Source organism: Microbulbifer sp. Q7 (assembly GCF_001639145.1).
Classification (GTDB): domain Bacteria; phylum Pseudomonadota; class Gammaproteobacteria; order Pseudomonadales; family Cellvibrionaceae; genus Microbulbifer.
Genome location: NZ_LROY01000002.1, coordinates 281,177 through 301,139, shown reverse-complemented (window position 1 = coordinate 301,139; position 19,963 = coordinate 281,177). Strand labels below are relative to the sequence as shown.

Sequence of the window (19,963 nt, the reverse complement as noted above, 5' to 3'; positions counted from 1 at the left end):
TCATTCGATGGGTGGTGATACCAACCTTTTTATTCGTCGTCCCCGCTTTGCCTTTGTCATTGCGATCCTGATTACCTTCGCCGGTATTCTGGCCGCGATCGTCATGCCCGTGGATCAATACCCGGACATCGCACCACCAAAAATCGCGGTGGTTGCCGCCTACCCCGGTGCAGACGCAGAAACCGTAAAGAATGCCGTCGCCATCCCCATTGAAGAACAGGTCAACGGTGCAGAAGGCATGGTCTACATGGCTTCAAATGCGGGCAGTGATGGCACCTACTCGCTGTTTATCACCTTCGGCATTGATGTCGACGCCGACATGGCGCAGGTCGACGTACAGAACCGGGTAGCACTGGCGGAACCCTCCCTGCCCCCCGAGGTGCTGAAACGCGGCATCAAGGTGCGCAAACGCTCTTCCGACATGTTGATGGTGGTCAACCTGTTCTCACCGGAAAATACATTTGATGGCATTTTCCTGTCCAACTACGCCTCCATTAACCTGCTCAGCGAACTGGCGCGGGTGCCCGGGGTCGGTGAAGCAAGAATCATCGGCGCGCTGGACTACGGTATGCGCGTGTGGCTGGACCCGGTCAAAATGGCCGGCCTCGAAATATCGGTGCCGGAAGTCCTCGCCGCCATCCGCGAGCAGAACGTACAGGCCGCAGTGGGCCAGTTGGGTGCACCGCCTTCGCCGGACTCCACCCAATTTCAGTACATTCTCAGCACCAAAGGGCGGCTCAGCTCGGAAGAAGAGTTCGGCAATATCGTATTGCGCGCCGATGACGAAGGCGCTGTGGTGCGCATCCGGGATATTGCGCGGGTCGAACTGGGAGCGCAGACCTATAAGGGGTTCGGTGAGTACAACAACGGTCCGGGCGTACTGCTGGCAATTTACAAACTGTCCGATGCCAATGCACTGGAAGTGGCCAACAGCGTAAAGGCGAAGGTCAACGAATTATCCGAATACTTCCCGGACGGCGTGGAGGCTGTGATTGGCCACGACACCACGGAGTTCATCTCGGTCTCGCTGGAAGAAACCGTCTATACGCTGATTATTACCATCATTCTGGTGATACTGGTTACCTACCTGTTTCTCGGCAACGTACGTGCGGCCCTGGTGCCCACTCTCGCGGTCCCGGTTTCCATCATCGGCACCGTAGCCGTGCTGTATGCGCTGGGCATGACCATCAATACGGTCACCCTGTTCGGGCTGATTCTCGCCATCGGCGTGGTGGTGGACGATGCGATCATCGTGGTCGAGGACGTGGAGCGCATCATGCACGATGATGGGCTCGACCGGAGAGCCGCCACCGCCAAGGCAATGAAGGAAGTGTCGGGGCCCATCGTCGCCACATCCATGGTGCTGGTCGCGGTATTTGGCCCGACCATGCTGCTGCCGGGCATGACCGGAAGAATGTTCGGGCAATTTGGCACCACCATCACCGTGGCGGTGCTGATCTCCATGGTCAATGCCCTGACGCTCAGCCCGGCACTCTGTTCCACCATTCTCAAGGCCGGCCACAGTAAACCGAACTTTATCATTCGCGGGTTCAACAGCGGATTCACCCGCGTTGCTGCGGGTTACCTGCGTGTGGTGGGTTGGCTCGCCGAACATATCCTCCTGAGCCTACTGCTGGTTGCGGCGCTTTTCGTCGCGCTCTTCTTGCTGTTTCAGCAGGTGCCCAGGAGTTTTATTCCCGACGAGGACAAGGGCTTCTTCATGGTCGACATCCAGCTACCGGAAGCCGCCGCACTGGGGCGCACCGCTGAGGTGGTTGACCATGTGAATGAGACCCTCATGCAGGATCCCGCCATAGACAAAGTACTCTCGGTGAATGGTTTCAGCCTGTTAAACGTCGCCCTGCAGTCCAATGCCGGCATGGTGATCGCCAAGCTCAAACCCTGGGATGAGCGCGAGGATCCAGCGAGTTCCCAGCAAGCGCTGCAAAAGAAATATCAGGCGCAATTCGCACAGCTGCCCGAGGCACAGGTGCTGGTCTTCGGCGCGCCCGCCATTCCGGGGCTGGGCGCCATGTCCGGGTTTTCATTCATGCTGGAAGACACGCAGGGCGTTGGCCCACAGGCGCTGTTTGAGGTGGCGCAGGCATTTTCTGCCGCAGCCACCGAGCAACCGGAAATTGCCCGGGCGTTCTCCGTTTTCAAGGCAGGCTCGCCGCAAATCCGGCTCAATATTGATCGGGTCAAGGCCAAAACATTCGGCGTGAGGATCAGCGATATCTTCATGACACTGCAAACCCAGCTTGGCGCTATCTATGTCAACGACTTCAACCTGTACAACAAGACCTTCCGTGTCATGGTGCAGGCCGACTCCCGGTTCCGCCAGCAGGAAGCGGACCTGACCAAGCTGTATGTCGCCAACAACAAGGGGGAGCAGGTTCCGCTGAGCAGCCTTATCAGCACGGAGCCCACCCTCGGCGCCGTCACACTCAAGCGCTACAACACCTACGACGCGGCGAAAATCAGCGGTGGCCCCAATATCGCAGGCGGATACAGCTCGGGTGATGCCATGAATGCGCTGGAGCGCGTGGCCGATGAAACCCTGCCCGCAGGATTCAAATACGAGTGGTCCGACTCCAGCTACGAAGAACGTGGCGCGGGCAATGCTTCTGCCATCGCCATGGGGCTTTCACTGGTGTTTGTGTTCCTGTTTCTGGCGGCATTGTATGAATCGTTCATGACGCCCTTTGCGATTATCTTGTCCGTTCCGATTGCCATCATCGGCGCACTCCTCGCACTACTGATCGCACGCGAACCACTCAGCCTCTATGGGCAAATCGGCTTGGTTCTTCTCATCGCGCTGGCGGCCAAGACCGCGATTCTGATCGTAGAATTCGGCAAAACACAGCGGGAGGTGGAAAGGCTTTCCCTGCACGATGCGACCGTGATGGCGGCCCGGCTGCGCTTTCGTCCGGTCATCATGACCACGCTCTCATTTGTCGTAGGCACCATTCCTCTGGTGATTGCCTCCGGCGCCGGGGCCGCGAGCCGGGTGTCCCTGGGCACCGCGGTGATGGGCGGCACACTGATGGCGTGCGTGGTGGGTACGCTGCTCGTGCCGATCTTCTTCAAGACGGTTCAGGGTCTGCGCGAGAAGGTGCACGGCGGAGAGACCGGGGAGCCGGTAGTAACGGAAGGCGATCCGGAGCGACCGCCCCACTCCCAGTGAGGTGCTCGCAAAAAGCACAGAGGACTTAGAGACTGGGATACGGGTGCCGACGTCGCTTTCGCTGGCACCCGAGAGTAAGTGAGTCATCGCTCACGGGTTTACTCAGTAAGAAATACCGAGCTTGCGATACAGGAAACCGATCACCCAGGCCGGGCCGATCAGCAGAAACTGCAGGTCTTTGAAGAAAGAAGGCTTCTTACCCTCGATATGGTGCCCAATAAACTGGAACACCCACATCACCACAAACACCCCTACGGACCACCATAATACGCTCTGCCCACTCCGCTCCAGCGCACTGCACGCACCCAGACACAGCAAGGAAAGCGCGACCATTCCCAGCGCGAGAGGGAACGACATCACCAGGTAAAACAGCATCGTTGGGATCAGGGCCACCACCGCCCAGTTCAGCCACACCAGCTCCGCCATCCACTGGGGCTGCGGAATGGACCAGAAGAGGCCGACTACCGTCAGGTAAATCAGGGGCACCGCCATCCAGTGGATGGCTTTATTGGTGGGGTTTTGGTGGCTCTCGCCGTATTCATTAAGCCACTGGTCTGCTGTGCGCATGGTTTTCCCTCGCCTTGATTGTTATTTGGGTTTGGCTGTCGGGAATACTACCGCAGAACCAGAATAGACCAAGCGGTCACAAGCCGGCATCTCATTAAGTTGAGGCAGCAGCTGTATTTCTTCGGTGGCAACTTCAAAAAAGCAACCTGGCCACACGATTCAACTTCTCTTTGACTAATAGTTCCTCAGGGCTTGCAAACTCTCTTGATGACAATATTCCGAAGGTAAACGATTTACCATCGGGAAGTTCGTCGACTGGGTTTTTTCCTACCCGAGCATTATCCCTGACAAATATCATTTGATTCTTAATAGATTCTAGAACCGGACTTTTTCCATGCTTTGATTCAAGCCCGACAACAGCTTCCAGCGCACGATCCGCACAATCTTCAACATCAGAATAATTCATACTTAATTCAGCCCATTCAGAGAGTTAACCACTACAGTGCCAAGTTTTCCGCCTAGCCTCCGGTCAATCCAAAATGAGCTCGCAGCCTGCCTCACATCAACAACCATGAAGCTTTATATTCCGGCTTATTATGTATTCTTTAAAGCAAGCTGAGCACATTCCACTAGTTTCGGGAAAGAAAACGTTTATCTTTTCTTCATCTTCTTCGCATGTAATGATGTACTCGAAGTTCATTCCAGCTTCATCGAAAGCTGCCTTACTAATATAGTTTTCTTGGGTATATAGGTATTCATCGCCATCAAAAATTTTTATATTAACAATGCAAATATCTTGTATTTTTCCGAGACTCCCTTTTGATTGGTCTTCACAGATTTCAACTGAAATGTTTGGGGTAATCCCGGTCTCTCCGTGCTTTTTACAAAATGCCAACCCCATAATAGCCACCTCCCGTTAATCTAAAATACTTCCGCCGGCATCTAAGCGACCAAAACCATTCTTCTTGAAGAACTTGCCATAACCAATTCGACTTTTACTATATTTTGGGCCGCCACCAGCATCAAGAATATCGCACACATGTGACAAACAACTATTTTCGATAGCCTGGTATTTACCTAGCGGCTCATTAATAAGATTTTTTTGATGCTCAATTGCAGTTTTTGCATCAGGAAGTGGAATCGTCACTTCATGTATAGGCCCACTGCTTGCCAAGTGATATTGGCCAGCACGTACGATAGTTGTATTACTCCAGTCTTTTTCGGTGATTACTTGATGTGTTGAGTACTTTAGATCGTCTAGTACGACTTCAATTGTAAAATGCCCTTCTTGCCGCCCATTTTCAAACTGCCTCACAACAGCGTACCCTTCCTTACAACTTAGACCATACGGATCTATCCATGTCAATGGGTTAGGAACATACTGATAATTGTTGATACCGCCTAGCAATCCCACCGGATCTTGCTGAGTAAATCGGCCGCATTCCGGGTCGAAGAACCTAAACCGGTTGTAATGCAGCCCACTCTCTTCATCAAAATACTGTCCCTGAAACCGAATCGGCTGAGCAATTTCTTCGCGGTGGGCGATGGCCAGGTTACCGTAGGTTTTGTAGCTGACACTCCAGACCACTTCTCCTTCAGAATTGGTCAGGGTTTCCGGAGTGCCAAGGTGGTCCAGGTGGTACTGGTATACCTCGCCATCTTCGCTTAGAGCGATTGGCTTAAACGTTTCCGGCTCAAAGTAGTAGGTGCGGGATTTCAGATCCTGGCTGGTTGCGGAATCCCGGGTGGTTTCCTGAAGCAGAACATCGCCATTCCACAGAAATTCGGTGATCGCGCCCACCCCCTGCTTACGCACACGACGGCCGAGGGGGTCGTACTGGTAGTGGGTTTCCGATTGAAGTTGTGGCTCGCCGGCATCATCCAGTTTGTACTGGGCCACGGCGACAAGCTGGTGCTTGCTGTTGTAGCGATAGCGGGTCTGGAGCTTTTTGCCTTTGCCGCGCAGGGCGGCGGTGCGGCTGCCGTGGATATCGTATTCGTAGTGGGTGTCGCCGCGGAATTGCAGGCGGTTGCCGTTTACCTGGGTACTGCTGGCCTGCTGTTGTGCTTCCTCCGCGCTGCCTGCCGCGGCGAGAATATTGTGTGCGGGGTCGTGGACGAAATGTTCCGGGGACGGGCCATCTACCTGGGTCAGACGATCCAGTGCGTCGTAGTGGTAGCTGCGGTTGCCGCGCAGGCTGTCGTTGATCTGGGTTAGCTGGCCACTGCGGTTGTAGCCGTAGCTGCGCTCCAGCAGCGGGTTTTCTACTGGCTTGTTAGCATCCGATGCGGACTTACCCACACGCAGGCTTTGCAGGCGGCCCTGCGGGTCGTAGCTACTATTGGTGGTGAGGCCATTGCCGTGTTCCCGGGCGATTTCTCTGCCGAGTGCATCGCGATTGATGGAGGCCAGTAGTGTTGCTGTCTCTGCGCCAGCAAACTGGGTGTGGAGGCTCTGGAACTGGCCCACCTCGTTATAGCCATAGATCAGTTCTTCTCCGCTGGGCAAGCGGGTGGCAATACGGTTACCGGCTTTGTCGTAGGAGTGCAGGATTTCTGCATTGTCCTGCCAGTCGCCAATCAGGCGGCCGCAGGCGTCGTAATTCCAGCGTAATTTCCGGTGCGCGGTTTCCGCTTCGGTCATCTGGCCGGCGCGGTTATAGCGGTAACTGGTGGTGCCGTCCGGAGTGATTTCCTGTAACAGACGGCCGAAGGCATCCCGCTCATACAGGGTATCCACACCCTTGCCGCTTGCCGTGTCCGTCACCGCCCGGCTGGCGATGAGGTGGCCGGCATTGTTGTACGCGTAACGTGTAACACGGCCGTCAAAGCCGACCTCTTCGGTGAGTCGTTCCTTGAGATCGTATTTGAGGCGGTACTGTTCGCCCTTCTCATTGGTGAGACCGATCAGATTGCGCTCGCCGTCGTACTGGTATTGCAGTCGGCTGCCGCCTGGGTTGGTGCGGGCCTTTACCTGACTCAGGCCATCGTAGTCGTAGTGAGTTGTACGGCCTTCCGGATCGGCGATCTCTGCCACCAAACCTTGAGCATTGTAAGAGTACTCGGTCCGACCGCCGTCCGGGGTAGTTACCGCACTGATCCGATCCTGCACGTCGTATTCATAACGGGTGTAAAGGTCAGGCCCATGCTGAACCTCGACCAGTCGCTGATGAATATCGTAGCGGTAGTGCTGAGATCGGCCAGCGGCGTCGTGCACCGCCGAGAGCTTGCCCTGGGGGTTCCACAGGTAGCGGGTCGTCTGGCCGAGTGGATTGGTAATGCTGCCTATCAGGCCGATGGGATTGTAGGTATAACGGGTGATTTGCCCGAGAGGATCGATACTGGCGGTTACCTGTCCACTTTCATTGTATTCGCGCTGCCAGATACGACCGGCAGCATCGGTTACTTTTGCAGGCTGACCATTGTGGTTGTACTCGATTTTCTGGACACCGCCAGCGGCATCTGTACGGGCGGTCAGACGACCACAGTCATCGTACGCGAAGATTTCCTTTCGCTCTGAGCCTTCTTCCGCAGGCAACTTGATTTCGGTGGGCTGCCCGAGAAGGTTGTAGCTATATAGCGTTTCGCCCCCTTCGGCGTCGCGGTAATAGATCGGCAGCGCCTGTGCGTTAAAACGGTAGCGTTCCGTACCGCCGCGGGTATCGGTAACGGCAACGCCCTTACCATCCTCATCCCATACGAAGGTGTAATCGTACGTCGCCTGGCCATCAATCGGATCGCCCCACTGACGCAGACAGCGGGCACCGGGACCACTGTCGTCCCAACGAAAATGAAAGCTGTAACCAGACTTTAGGGTTCGTTTCTTGATGAGGTGGCCGACGTATTCGTAGCGTTCACTGTGGCCTTTGGCATCAGTGGCGCGAATAAGATCACCCTGCTCGCTGTATTCGTAGCTCGCAATTACAGAAATGTGACCATCGCGAGACTCTTTTTTCAGCGCGCCTACTCGGCCTTCCACCGGCGATATGTGCAGAGCCTCTCCTAGGCTGCTTTCTACACAGATCAATTGCCCTTGTACGTAATGGAAGCGGTAGAAGTTACCGTAATCATCGCGGATTTCCGACAGCTTCAGCGAACTTCCGGCCGCCGATTCTGCACGAAAATGTTTCTGAATGCCTTTTGGAGCGCCATAGGGCGCGACAACCCAATGCCTGTCGCTCTCCCGGGTAACGGATAGTTGCTCCACCACATTGTGGCTGCGACCGCTGTCGCCAGGGATCGGCAGGCGGATGATGCGCCCTTCCGCATCGTGTAACGCAACGGTCCCTCGCGATGGCTCTACAACGAGGGTCTCACCGAATGTGTGGCTCCAGCCAACACCCAGCCCGGTATCCCTCGAGTTACTACTGCGATAGGTGCGCGCCAGGGTCAGCGGCAACGGGCCATCGAGCACAGCATCAACCAGCGTCAGACGCTCCTCACCGGTTTTCAGGTTGATTGGCTCGCCGCTCTCACAAGCGCGTGCATTACACTGGGACGTTTTACCGGAATCGGTAACACCAACATCCGCGCCTTGTTTGTCTACAGCGTCGGAGGATTTACTTTTGTCGGATGTCGCCGATATGGTGCCACTGTCTGATGACCTGTTTGCGGCGCTGTCTTTTTTAGCGCTTCTTTTGACGGCCCCACCATTCTCAATGCCTGAGGCCGTGGTGACGGACACGTCTTCGGATTTCAACGCGCTGTAGGAGGAACCCCCAACCTTGGCTCCACGCTTCTTCTGCAACAGCTTGTACTGCTTTTGATACTTGGCAAAATCCAGCATCAGATCGCCCACATCCTTGAAACGGAACATCAGGCGGGCATTTTTAGCCATGGCTGCGGCGGCACCAACACCCCCGGTAAAGGCAGCCAGAACAATGGTGAGCGCAATCTCAAAGACGCCCGCACCGGCGAACTCTGATATCTCCAGGCTGTGCTGGGCTTTTACGTAGTCTTTGGCAAAACGACCGATGGCTCCGCGTAGTGCTGCGTCGTCATAGACAAGGTGGGCTATTTCAAATGCCTGTTTTAGCTGTTCTGCGGTGATCGTGGCGGGGTCGAATCCAAGCACGTCCACCACTTCTTTTTTGACTTCCCCCTGGTATTCCCTGCGAGATGCCTCGAAACTTTTTTCATGGACGAAATAATCGTATGTGGCACCCAGTGCTGCGGTCTGCATACGAATGGGATTTATAACCATCGCCACTTCACCGAGGTCCTTTGCCCATACCGCCAGTCCCCACGCGGCGTCACCGAACCCCTGCGCGCCCCGGGAAAGATGTGCCCCCACTTTTTCAAGTGCGCCGCGCTGCTCATGAACGGCCTGGATATGCGCTACTTCGACGCGCTCTTCCGCAACAATCTTCTGCAAAGAAAGACGAAGTTTTTGCCGAATATGAGACTGCCGCTCCTCCAGGATGGTCTCGCCCAGTGGTGCCTCTTCAATCAGGATCTGATGTCGGCGCACAGCGGCGTACACTGCTTTGTGTTCTTCAGAAAAATGCGGGGGAATACCGGGGAACTGCGTGACATGCAGCGGGGATGTCTCGCCCACCGAAAGCGCACCGACCATGCATTGCGGGTTATGGGCCAGAAACTGCTCGAAAATCTGGCCCAGGGCGGTGGGAGGGAAGCCCGTCAGCAACTCGGCGGACGCGTCGTTGTCGAATACCGTGCTGGGGCTTTGCCAGCCTTCAACGACCCGAAATCGCTGGCCAAATTTATTCTCTACATACACCTGCATGAACTTTCCCTTTCCATACGCAATGACACCAGCCGCAAGAACGGAACGGCAGTGCCAATTACGAGAGTCCTTAAGGGAGAAATTCTAAAAGAAGTGGCGAGCCCGGCAAAGCCGGGCTCGAAGTGAAATGCTAAAAACTATGGGAAAAGCCGGTTATTTTTGCAGTTTTTCCTGACTGCTACGACAGTCCCAATTAGCGCTTAAGGCGCAACCTGTTTGCGGGCTGACTTGTACCGCCAACTGGTACACCCGCGAACCTGTCACGCACTTAATACCCGCTCTGCATCAACGACGCACACAGGCATCCAGCTGCATCCGATAGAGCTCGGCCATGTCATCATCAATACAACAGAAAATAACGTGGCGGGGTCCACCATCTCGATCGAGATGATTTTGCACCTGCTCCACAGCCACCTCTACCGCAAGCTCCGGCGGATAGTCGTAGACACCACAACTGATGGCGGGGAAGGCAATAGAATGGACGTTATCGCGACGTGCCATGGCAAGACACTGACGGTAGCAGGCGGCGAGCAGTTCCGGCTCTCCCAGATTGCCACCGCGCCACACCGGACCAACCGTGTGATAGATACGCTTGACCGGGAGGTGATAGCCCGGCGTTGAGCGCACGTCTCCCGCCGGGCAACCGCCGATACGGCGGCAGGCTTCCAGTAATTCGGGGCCTGCAGCGCGGTGTATTGCGCCATCGACTCCGCCACCTCCCTGGAGCCTCTGGTTGGCTGCATTGACGATTACATCCACGTGCAACCGAGTGATATCACCGAGGTGTACTTCGATCACTCCCTATACTCCAACCACAGGCACCACCGGTCAGAAGCGCAATCCTGCGCACGTGCAATGATCGTTACCGCTTTTGCCCCAGCAACTGACGGTGGCGCGTTGATATTTCGTCAGGGCAATGCGTCAAAGCACTTACTAAAACAATAGCAGCTGCGGAGAGCGCAAAACCCGGTAACAGCTCGTATATATCAAAGATGCCACCGGATAGCTGTTTCCAGACAACAACGGTTATACCCCCTACCAGCACGCCCGCGATGGCGCCAGCGCCAGTCATTCGTGACCAGTAGAGGCTGATGAGTATCGTGGGCCCGAACGCAGCCCCCAATCCCGCCCAGGCGTAAGCCACCACATCCAGCACTTTCGAGTCCGGATCCATCGCCACCGCCACCGCAATCAGCGACAGTGCCACCACCGCCCAGCGGCCGACTTTCACGAGACTTTCCGAGGAAACTTTTTTGCCAAACCAGACGTGGTAGATGTCTTCCGCCAGGGCCGCCGACGAGACCAGTAACTGTGAGTCCGCGGTACTCATGATGGCAGACAAGATTGCCGCCAGAAGAATACCGGCCACCAGCGGATGGAACAGTGCTTCTACCAGCGCCATAAAAATCCGCTCCCCGTCGGGCAGCGTCTGCGCGAGCTCCAGGTGACCGAACAGGCCGACACACATGGCCCCAAGGAAACCCGCCAGCGACCACACCGCCGCCACGGAAGCCGCCACCGGCATATCGTCCGGGTGACGCAGCGCCTTGAAGCGCGCGAGGATATGCGGCTGCCCAAAGTAACCCAGGCCCCACGCCAGTGAACTCAGGATCGCGGCTACCCCGAGCGCCGTCCCCGAGCTGTCGGTCATCCAGTGCATCAACTCGGGATGCTGCGCACGCATGGTGGCCACCGCATCCCCCAGTCCACCGTGGTCGGAGATCACCATAATCGGCACGATCACCAGCGCCAGGCTCATCAGCAGCCCCTGAAATACATCGGTCCAGCTCACCGCGAGAAAGCCGCCGAACAGGGTGTAGGAAATAACCGCCACCGCACCGATCACTACCGCCCACTGGTAGTTCCAGCCAAACACCGTTTCAAACAGCTTGCCACCGGCAATCAATCCAGACGCCACATAGAACAAAAAGAACAGCAGGATGAAAAATGCGCAGATGGTGCGCAACCAGGGAGTATGGAGATTGAAGCGACGATGCAGGTAGGCCGGCACCGTGAGGGAGTCATCCAGCGCATAGCTGTAAATCCGCAAGCGCCGTGCCATGGTGGTCCAGCTCAGCACAATACCGCTAAACAGACCAATAGCAATCCACCCGGAAGACAGGCCACTGGCATAGGCGGCCCCCGGTAGACCGAGCAGCAACCAGCCACTCATGTCCGAGGCGCCCGCACTAAGCGCGGCGACCGCCGGCGGCAGCGAACGGCCGCCGAGGAAGTAATCACTGGCGTTTTTGGTGCGCTGGTAGGCGTAGACACCGATCGCGAGAATGAAGGCCAGATAGGCGATGAACGTTAAGGCGACAAGCCACTGTCCGGACATATGGGATTCCCCGTCAGAATTGGCAGATCAAGCCCCACTTCGCCGAAGGATAGGCTCAATCCGTCGTTATTGGTCTTTATTGCGCGTAAATCTACCCATTTGCTGGCGTTTGCTCAATCCACAAACTAAACCAAGGGGGTAAGTTGCGTGAAAACAATCCGTTGAGATGGCCACGGAGCGGCTATTTCACCAAATGCAGTCAAGTTGCTGTCAGGGAATCGCGAAAGCACTATGGGTATTTGTTTAGACGAGCTGCGCCTGCTCGTGGTCCGTCCCACATTGAAACAGCTGCGCGCCTGGTCACCGGGGATGGAATCCCTGCTGCTGGGCACCGCCGCACAGGAGTCCGAGCTCGGGTTCCACCTTAAACTGGGCGGCCGCCGCGGCATGGGTATCTTCCAGATACTCCCCGCCACGCATCGACAGATCTGGGATAAATACCTGATCAACTTCCCGGCGCTCGCCTCCAAAGTGCGCGGCCTCGCCAGCCAGCGGGATTTCCTCCAGCACCCCCACGTCGAGCTCGCCACCAACCTGCGCTACGCCACCGCCATCGCCTGGCTGATTTATCGCGCGGCCGGTGTCGAAAAAGTGGAGAGCGACAATCTGCCGAAAATGGCAAAGCTATGGAAAAAACATTTTCACCACGGCCCCAGTGCCAGCCTGCGGGACTTCGTCGACAGTTACAGCAAACTGATTAGCGAAAGAAACAGCACACCAACAACCAAAACAGCCGCGGCAAATGCCACGGCTGCAAAGCACGATACGCTATTGATCGAGGAAGGTGAACTCTCACCCACTAAAGATTGCGCGCCTCGATATACATCGGCGGTGCCGGCTCAACCAGATCCTCCCGGGCGTCATCGGGAATCCAAGAATCCACCGACTGCTCGAGCGCACGTCCGTTCAACTCGGGCGCGGGCTTAGAACGGTCCAGCCCCAGGCTCTCGAAATCGTACAGATCCCGATCCGCCAGCTGTGACGGTGACACCCGCGTCAACGCCGCGAAAATATTATCGCTGCGCCCCGGGAACTTGCGCTCCCACTCCGCCAGCATTCCCTTGATCGCCTGCCGCTGCAAATTCTCCTGACTACCGCACAGGTTGCACGGAATAATCGGAAAATTTTTGTACTCGGCAAAATCAATCAGGTCGGACTCGCGGCAATAAGCCAGCGGACGAATCACAATATTGCGCCCGTCATCCGCACGCAGTTTCGGCGGCATGGCCTTCAGCCGGCCACCGTAAAACATATTCAAAAACAGCGTCTCGACGATGTCATCCTTGTGATGCCCCAGCGCCACCTTGGTTGCGCCAATCTCTTCGGCAAAACCGTACAGCGTACCCCGCCGCAGCCTCGAACAGAGGCCACAAGTTGTCTTGCCCTCCGGCACCACCTCTTTCACCACACTGTACGTGTCCTTGTTCACGATGTGGTAAGGCACCCCGATCGACTGCAGGTATTCCGGCAGGATGTGCTCGGGGAATCCCGGCTGTTTCTGATCCATATTCACCGCCACCAGCTCAAAGTGCACCGGCGCCGTCTTCTGCAGGTTCATCAGGATTTCCAGCATCGCGTAGGAATCCTTACCACCGGACAGGCACACCATCACCTTGTCGCCCTCTTCAATCATATTGAAGTCAGCGATGGCCTTGCCCACATTGCGACGCAGGCGCTTTTGCAGCTTGTTGAATTCCAGCCGCTCGCGGCGGTTTTCCAGATCAGACATGGGGTAAATCTCAAACTCTATCCCGCTCGCACACCTGAAGAGCGCGAGAATGGGCTACGAAGAAAATATTTCGATGCGAAGGCGCTGATGCCGGGCAAGCCTGTGCGGGACCGTCTGTGGCCATGGACGGCCACAGCCGAGCGTTCATGGATGAACTCGTAGCGTGTCCCGCACAGGCTTGCCCGGCAGCAGCGCCGCCACCGCCCTAACCCTGGCTAGCCTATCTACGCAGTCATACCCACTACGCCGTCGCACCGGGGCCAGCAAAAATCAGGGCGCGATTGTACGCTTTCCGATCAAGAAGTGCACAGGCTATCGGACCGCACGTCCTCATTGCCTTTCAATATGATTTCCAGGCAAGGCCACACATGCTCCAGCAGCGCCGGCTGTGCCTTCGCCGTCGGGTGAATACCATCGGTCTGCATCGCACCCTCCTCCAGCGCCACCGTCTCCAGGAAGAACGGCACCAGCGGCACCTGCTCCGCCTCCGCCACCTTCGGAAACACCGCCGCAAACGCCCGGGTGTACGCCTTGCCATAATTGGGCGGCATCTGCATCCCCAGCAACAGCACCTCCGTACCCTGCGCCCGCGCCAGCTGCACCATCTGCACCAGATTCTGCTGCAGCGCCCGCGGCGGGTAACCCCGCAGCCCATCATTGCCGCCCAGCTCCACCACCAGCCACGCCGGCGAATGCTCGCTCAGCAGCCGCGGCAAACGCGCCAGCCCACCGGCCGTGGTCTCTCCACTGATACTCGCATTCACCACCTTTACCGGCATCCCCTGCTCCGCCAGGCGGTCGCGCAACAACTGCACCCACCCCTCGCGCTCATCGATCCCGTAGGCCGCGCTAATACTGTCTCCCAGCACCAGCAGCGTGTCCCGTTCATCCGCTTTGGCCCCCGCGACGTAAAACAACGCGATCAACAGCAGGCCACGCGAGATAAAACCGGAGCCAAGATACCGGAAAAAAATCGCCGCCATGTCATACTCTCCACAACTAATCTAAAGCGCATTTTGCAGAAATTTCAGGGACTTGCCATGTCAGTGATGCTCAAAGCCGAAAATCTCCACCACCGCGTCAGCACCAGCGAAGGCCCGCTGACCCTGCTGAACGACATCTCCCTGCAGCTCCCCGCCGGCCAGAGTCTCGCCATCACCGGCGCGTCAGGCTCCGGTAAATCCACCCTGCTGGGCCTGCTGGCAGGGCTCGACCGCCCCACAGAAGGCAAAATCTGGCTCGCTGGCGAAGAAATCACCGCCATGGACGAAGAGCAGCGCGCCGCCCTGCGCGCACGCTGCGTGGGCTTCGTATTCCAGACCTTCCAGTTACTGCCGGGCCTCACCGCGCGGGAAAACGTCATGCTGCCCAGTGAGTTGCGCGGTGAGCGCAACGCCGGCAAACGCGCCGAGGAGTTCCTCGAGCGGGTGGGCCTGGGCCACCGCCTGCACCACTATCCGCGACAGTTGTCGGGCGGCGAGCAGCAGCGGGTGGCCATTGCCCGCGCCTTCTGCAGCATTGCCGCCGGCGAACGCGACACCGCGGGTACCACTTCGACCGCGAACAACGGCATTCTGTTCGCCGACGAACCCACCGGCAGCCTCGACGCCCACAACGGCGAAAAAGTCATCGATCTGCTATTCGACCTCAATGCCGAAAACGGCACCACCCTGGTGCTGGTCACCCACGAGCAGCGCCTCGCCGAACGCTGTGGCGCCCACCTGCGGATGACCGCCGGTGAAATCACCACCGCCGACATTCCCGACTCGTACCTGGGCGACCAGGCGGAGGTGTCTGCCTGATGCTGCCACTTCGACTACTCAGCCGTGACTGGCGCGGGGGTGAACTGGCACTGATCGCCAGCGCGCTGATCCTCGCCGTCAGCTGCGTCACCGCCATCGCACACTTCTCCGACCGCCTGACCCGCGCCATGCACATCCAGTCGCAGAGCTTCCTCGCCGCGGAGCGGGTGCTGAGAAGCAGCAAGGAAGTCCCCCAGGCATGGCTCGACAAGGCCGATGAACTCGGGCTGGAAAGAGCCAAAACCGTCACCTTTGCCTCCATGCTGTCTGCGGGCGATGAATTCCAGTTCGCCTCGGTAAAGGCAGTGAGTGACGGCTACCCACTGGTAGGCCATCTGGAAATGCGCGCACAGGCTGAGGGCCAATCAAACGTCGTGCAGCAGGGGCCGCGCCCCGGCAACGTGTGGTTGGAAGCGCGCCTGCTCCCCCTGATGCAATTAGAAATCGGCGACCAGCTACAGCTCGGCGATGGCAGTTTCACCATCGATGGCATCATCGACCACGAACCGGATCGCGGCGCCAACCTGTTCTCGATGGGGGCGCGGGTGATGATGCACACCAGTGACCTCGCCGCCACTAACATCCTGCAGCCCGGCAGCCGCGTGAATTACCGCTACCTGCTGGCCGGCGACGACGCCGCGCTGGAAAACTACCTGAAATGGCTGCGGCCAAAACTGACCCTGCACGAACACATCACCGACCTCAAGGAAGGTCAGCCGCGGGTTGCCAAGACGCTTGATCGCGCCGAGAGCTTCCTCTACCTGGCTGCCAGCCTCGCGGTGCTGCTCGCCAGTGTCGCCGTCGGCCTCGCCGCGCGCCGCTATAGCCTGCGCCACGCCAACTACGTGGCGGTCATGAAAAGCCTCGGTGCCGGCAAGCACAAAATTCTCGGTATCTATCTCGGCCAGATGAGCGCGCTCGCCGTCATCGCCACCGCACTCGGCCTCGCCATTGGCTCCTTCGTGCAATCCCAGGCGGTCAACCTGCTCGCCGGCTTCTTCCCCGTCACCCCGCCACCCAGCAGCTGGCAACCGCTGCTGGTGGGCATCGCCACCGGCCTCGCCTGCGTCATCGGCTTCGCCCTGCCGCCGCTGTTCCGCCTGGCGCAGACCGATCCCATGCAGACCCTGCGCCAGGACTGGAGCAACCCGGACAAACGCGAGTGGTTCGGCCTGATTCCCGGCCCACTGTCCATGCTGCTACTGATCTGGTGGCTCTCCGGCAGCCTCGCCACCACCCTCGCCCTGCTCGCCGGTCTCGGCCTGCTGGTGGGTGGCAGCGCCGTGGTCAACCGTTTGCTGGTACGCGGCAGACTCGCCGCCCTCGGCGGCAGCTGGCGTATTGCGCTGGGCAGCCTGCAACGCCGCGCCGGCTTCAACACCCTGCTGATTGCCGCCTTCGGCACCGGCCTGCTCGCCATGCTCGCCATGTTCTACGCGCGCACCGCGCTAATCGACGAGTGGAAAATGCAGCTGCCGGAAAACGCGCCCAACCACTTCCTGGTCAACATTGCGCCCTACGAGCTGGACGGTGTGAAGCAGCGCGTCGCTGACAAAAACCTGGAGGGCACCGAGTTCTACCCCATGGTGCGCGGCCGCCTCATCGCCGTAAACGGCACCCCGGTGACCGAGCGTGACAACAAAGACGGCGCTATCCGCCGCGAACTCAACCTCAGCTGGACCAACACCCTCCCCGCCGACAACGAGATCGTCGCCGGCGAATGGTGGAGCGACGACCTCACCGAGGGTGTCTCGGTAGAAGTCGAAGTCGCCGCACGCCTCGGCCTCAGCCTCGGCGACGTGCTGCGATTCTCCATTGGCGGGCTGGAAACCGAATCCACCATCACCAGCCTGCGCACCCTCGACTGGAACAGCATGCGCCCCAACTTCTTCATGCTGTTCGCCCCCGGCAGCCTGGAAAACTTCCCGGCCACCTACATCCAGAGTTTCTACCTGCCGCCGGAAGACAAACTGTTCGTCAACGAGCTGGTGAAAAACTTCCCCAGTGTCAGCATCATCGAACTGGACAAAATCCTCGACAACATCCGTGAAACCATCGGCCAGGTTGCCATCGCCATCGAGTCCGTACTCGCCCTCATGCTCATTGCCGGGGTTCTGGTACTGATCGCCGGCGTCCGCGCCAGTATCGCCGAACGCTTGCAGGAGGCCGCCGTCATCCGCACACTGGGCGGCCGCCGGCAACTGCTGGTGCGCAGCCTGATGATCGAATTCGGATTACTTGGCATTGCCGCCGGCTTACTTGCGGCATTTGGCACCGAGGCAACGCTGGCGGTGCTTTCGCAGCGGGTGTTTGAGCTGCCGTTTAACTTCCACCCGGGGCTGTGGATTCTTGGCCCTGCGGTTGGTGCGCTACTGGTTGGTACCGCTGGCACTCTCGCCTGCCGCAGTGCAGTGAGCCAGCCGCCGCTGAAAGTGTTAAGAGAGTTGGCTTAATTCCAGAGCACATATTGCAGAAATGACCAAAGGCTGACGCAGTACAAATCTCAAATGCGAAGGCCGGGTGCCGGGGGTTCATTTTCAGAAGCGTCAGCGACAGGGACGTCGCTGACGCAGCGTACATGGACGTATTCGCAGGGGGGCGCCTAGCCCGGTTCTGAAAATGAACACCCGGTGCCTGGCCGCCATTACACGAAGACCGAAGTACCTACCCAAATGATCGATTTAGAGTTCGACAAAAACCACATCTGGCATCCCTACTCTTCCCTGATTAATCCTCCACCGGTTTATCCCATCACCAGAGCGGAAGGGGTCAGGATTTATCTGGAGGACGGCCGCGGGCTGATCGACGGCATGAGTTCCTGGTGGAGCACCCTGCACGGCTACAACGTCCCCGAGCTGAACGCCGCCATGCGGGCACAGATGGAAAAAATGAGCCACGTCATGTTCGGCGGCCTCACCCACGAGCCCGCCATCGAACTTTGTAAAAAGCTCGTCGCCCTCACGCCGGAACCGCTGCAGAAAGTCTTCCTCGCCGACTCCGGCTCCGTCTCCGTCGAAGTCGCCATCAAAATGGCCCTGCAGTACTGGCACTCCCAGGGCAAACCCGAGAAAAACAAACTGCTGGCCCTGCGCAACGGCTACCACGGCGACACCTTCGGCGCCATGGCCACCTGTGACCCGGTCACCGGCATGCACCACCTGTTCTCCAGCCAGCTCACCCAGCACCTGTTCGCCCCGGCGCCCGAACCCAAATTCGGTGAGCCCTGCGACGAACAGCACACCGCTGAGCTTGCACGACTGATCGAACAAAACCACGCACATCTCGCCGCAGTCATCCTCGAGCCGATCGTGCAGGGTGCCGGCGGCATGCGTTTTTATTCTGCCGAGTATCTCAAGCGTGTGCGGGCCCTCTGCGACCAGTACGACCTGCTGCTGATCGCCGACGAAATCGCCACCGGATTTGGCCGCAGCGGAAAAATGTTTGCCTGCGAACACGCCGGAATATCGCCAGACATTCTCACCCTCGGCAAGGCACTGACCGGCGGCACCATGACCCTGGCCGCCACCCTGTGTACCGATAAAGTCGCCGATGGAATCTGCAGCGGAGAAGCGGGCGTCTTCATGCACGGGCCCACATTTATGGGGAACCCCATGGCCTGCGCGGTCGCCAATGCCAGTATCGAACTGCTGCTGCAGCAAAACTGGCACAAGCAGGTCAGCGCAATCGAAACACAATTGCAGGAAGAGTTGGCACCACTGAACGACGCCCCCGGTGTGGCCGATGTGCGCGTACTCGGCGCCATCGGTGTAGTGGAAATGAAGCAGCCAGTGGACAACCGCACCCTGCAGGAAAGCCTAATTGAACAGGGCGTTTGGTTACGCCCCTTCGGCAAACTGGTGTACACCATGCCGCCCTACATCATTCAGCCCGAGGAGCTGACGCAGCTGACCCGTGCCATGCACGAAACCCTGCGTGAGCTATAATCCGTAGCTTCTGCAAAACGAAAAAGGGCTCCGCAAGTGGAGCCCTTTTTACATCCAGCAGGACGATCAGTATTTCACGCTGCACCCATAAGCGCGTGAAGAAGCCGTTTTAATCGCCTCCCCAGCTAGCGACGCGTCCAGTGCAGCCGCCACATAGTTGGCAGATTTCGGAATCACCGCGGGGTTGGCGGAATCGTTGTCATCAATCGCACCGGCATAAACCACTTCACCCTGTGGGTTGATAATAAACATGTGCGGCGTTGTCTTGGCGCCGTAGGCACGGCCCATACTGCCATCGGCATCCAGCAGGAATGGAGCGCTGGCACTCAGGTTGTGGCTTTTTGCCACCTCCAGCGCCTGCGATGGTTCCAGATAACCCTGCTTGCCCTTTGCAGAAGATATGACCGTCAGCCAGTTGATATCCTGCTCGGCATACTTCTTCTGCAGCGCCTGCATATTTCCGCTGCCATAGTGTTTTTTCACATAGGGGCAGTCCTTGTTAAACCACTCCAGCACCAGCCACTGCCCCGCATAATCCTTCAGGCTGCGAGTTTCGCCCGCCGCATCCACTTCACTGAAATCCGGTGCTTTTTCACCCGGCACCGCGGCCGACATTGCCAGTGCCGGCAATGCGAACATGGCAATACCGCCCAGGAAACTACGGAAAGAACGTTTACCACTCATACCCTGTGTAGTCACGATTACGTATC

Annotated in this window: 13 protein-coding genes; 4 read left to right on the top strand and 9 right to left on the bottom strand. The window is 57.9% G+C overall.

Going from position 1 to position 19,963, the window contains the following annotated elements; all coding sequences use genetic code 11:
* Positions 1-7: 7 nt before the first annotated feature.
* Positions 8-3,187 carry an efflux RND transporter permease subunit gene (locus tag AU182_RS06975; RefSeq protein WP_066962881.1) on the top strand — a complete coding sequence of 1,060 codons (3,180 nt, stop codon included), beginning with the start codon at positions 8-10 and terminating at the stop codon, positions 3,185-3,187.
* 102 nt (positions 3,188-3,289) lie between these two features.
* Here AU182_RS06975 and AU182_RS06970 read toward each other — a convergent pair whose 3' ends face one another.
* The 8 genes from AU182_RS06970 to AU182_RS06935 form a co-directional block, all read right to left on the bottom strand.
* Positions 3,290-3,754 (bottom strand): DUF962 domain-containing protein, encoded by a 465-nt coding sequence (locus AU182_RS06970; RefSeq protein ID WP_066962878.1) that lies wholly within the window; start codon positions 3,752-3,754, stop codon positions 3,290-3,292.
* 133 nt (positions 3,755-3,887) lie between these two features.
* Positions 3,888-4,160, bottom strand: coding sequence for an immunity protein Tsi6 family protein (locus AU182_RS16445; RefSeq protein ID WP_153039159.1), 273 nt, complete (start codon positions 4,158-4,160; stop codon positions 3,888-3,890).
* Between the two features lie 96 nt (positions 4,161-4,256).
* Positions 4,257-4,595, bottom strand: coding sequence for a hypothetical protein (locus AU182_RS06965; protein ID WP_066962875.1), 339 nt, complete (start codon positions 4,593-4,595; stop codon positions 4,257-4,259).
* 15 nt (positions 4,596-4,610) lie between these two features.
* Complete coding sequence (locus AU182_RS06960) at positions 4,611-9,440, bottom strand: RHS repeat-associated core domain-containing protein (protein ID WP_066962872.1); 4,830 nt, start codon at positions 9,438-9,440, stop codon at positions 4,611-4,613.
* A gap of 285 nt (positions 9,441-9,725) precedes the next feature.
* The gene (locus tag AU182_RS06955; protein ID WP_066962869.1) at positions 9,726-10,238 is read right to left on the bottom strand and encodes a macro domain-containing protein; all 513 of its coding nucleotides are present in this window, start codon (positions 10,236-10,238) and stop codon (positions 9,726-9,728) included.
* Between the two features lie 64 nt (positions 10,239-10,302).
* Complete coding sequence (putP, locus tag AU182_RS06950; protein WP_066962865.1) at positions 10,303-11,778, bottom strand: sodium/proline symporter PutP; 1,476 nt, start codon at positions 11,776-11,778, stop codon at positions 10,303-10,305.
* Positions 11,779-12,577: 799 nt separating this feature from the next.
* Positions 12,578-13,507 carry a tRNA 2-thiocytidine(32) synthetase TtcA gene (ttcA, locus tag AU182_RS06940; RefSeq protein ID WP_066962861.1) on the bottom strand — a complete coding sequence of 310 codons (930 nt, stop codon included), beginning with the start codon at positions 13,505-13,507 and terminating at the stop codon, positions 12,578-12,580.
* A gap of 296 nt (positions 13,508-13,803) precedes the next feature.
* A complete protein-coding gene (locus AU182_RS06935; RefSeq protein WP_066962859.1) occupies positions 13,804-14,490 on the bottom strand; it encodes an arylesterase in 687 nt (228 codons plus the stop codon).
* Positions 14,491-14,547: 57 nt separating this feature from the next.
* Here AU182_RS06935 and AU182_RS06930 point away from each other — a divergent pair, with 57 nt between their 5' ends.
* From AU182_RS06930 to bioA, 3 genes are all read left to right on the top strand, one after another.
* On the top strand, positions 14,548-15,309 hold the full coding sequence (locus AU182_RS06930; RefSeq protein ID WP_066962856.1) for an ABC transporter ATP-binding protein: 762 nt from the start codon (positions 14,548-14,550) through the stop codon (positions 15,307-15,309).
* The gene (locus AU182_RS06925; protein WP_066962853.1) at positions 15,309-17,762 is read left to right on the top strand and encodes an ABC transporter permease; all 2,454 of its coding nucleotides are present in this window, start codon (positions 15,309-15,311) and stop codon (positions 17,760-17,762) included. The genes AU182_RS06930 and AU182_RS06925 overlap by 1 nt, the downstream gene beginning before the upstream one ends.
* A 219-nt stretch (positions 17,763-17,981) precedes the next feature.
* Positions 17,982-19,253 (top strand): adenosylmethionine--8-amino-7-oxononanoate transaminase, encoded by a 1,272-nt coding sequence (bioA, locus tag AU182_RS06920; RefSeq protein ID WP_066962849.1) that lies wholly within the window; start codon positions 17,982-17,984, stop codon positions 19,251-19,253.
* A gap of 66 nt (positions 19,254-19,319) precedes the next feature.
* On the opposite strand, the gene AU182_RS06915 is transcribed toward bioA, so the two are convergent.
* Positions 19,320-19,952, bottom strand: a complete 633-nt coding sequence (locus AU182_RS06915; RefSeq protein ID WP_227718157.1) for a thioredoxin family protein — start codon at positions 19,950-19,952, stop codon at positions 19,320-19,322.
* Between the last annotated feature and the right edge of the window lie 11 nt (positions 19,953-19,963).

Coding starts and splice junctions, on each gene's coding strand:
- AU182_RS06970 (WP_066962878.1), bottom strand. CDS start 3,754: ATGCGCACAGCAGACCAGTGGCTTAATGAATACGGCGAGAGCCACCAA.
- bioA (WP_066962849.1), top strand. CDS start 17,982: ATGATCGATTTAGAGTTCGACAAAAACCACATCTGGCATCCCTACTCT.
- AU182_RS06965 (WP_066962875.1), bottom strand. CDS start 4,595: ATGGGGTTGGCATTTTGTAAAAAGCACGGAGAGACCGGGATTACCCCA.
- AU182_RS06930 (WP_066962856.1), top strand. CDS start 14,548: ATGTCAGTGATGCTCAAAGCCGAAAATCTCCACCACCGCGTCAGCACC.
- ttcA (WP_066962861.1), bottom strand. CDS start 13,507: ATGTCTGATCTGGAAAACCGCCGCGAGCGGCTGGAATTCAACAAGCTG.
- AU182_RS06960 (WP_066962872.1), bottom strand. CDS start 9,440: ATGCAGGTGTATGTAGAGAATAAATTTGGCCAGCGATTTCGGGTCGTT.
- AU182_RS16445 (WP_153039159.1), bottom strand. CDS start 4,160: ATGAATTATTCTGATGTTGAAGATTGTGCGGATCGTGCGCTGGAAGCT.
- putP (WP_066962865.1), bottom strand. CDS start 11,778: ATGTCCGGACAGTGGCTTGTCGCCTTAACGTTCATCGCCTATCTGGCC.
- AU182_RS06935 (WP_066962859.1), bottom strand. CDS start 14,490: ATGGCGGCGATTTTTTTCCGGTATCTTGGCTCCGGTTTTATCTCGCGT.
- AU182_RS06975 (WP_066962881.1), top strand. CDS start 8: ATGGGTGGTGATACCAACCTTTTTATTCGTCGTCCCCGCTTTGCCTTT.
- AU182_RS06925 (WP_066962853.1), top strand. CDS start 15,309: ATGCTGCCACTTCGACTACTCAGCCGTGACTGGCGCGGGGGTGAACTG.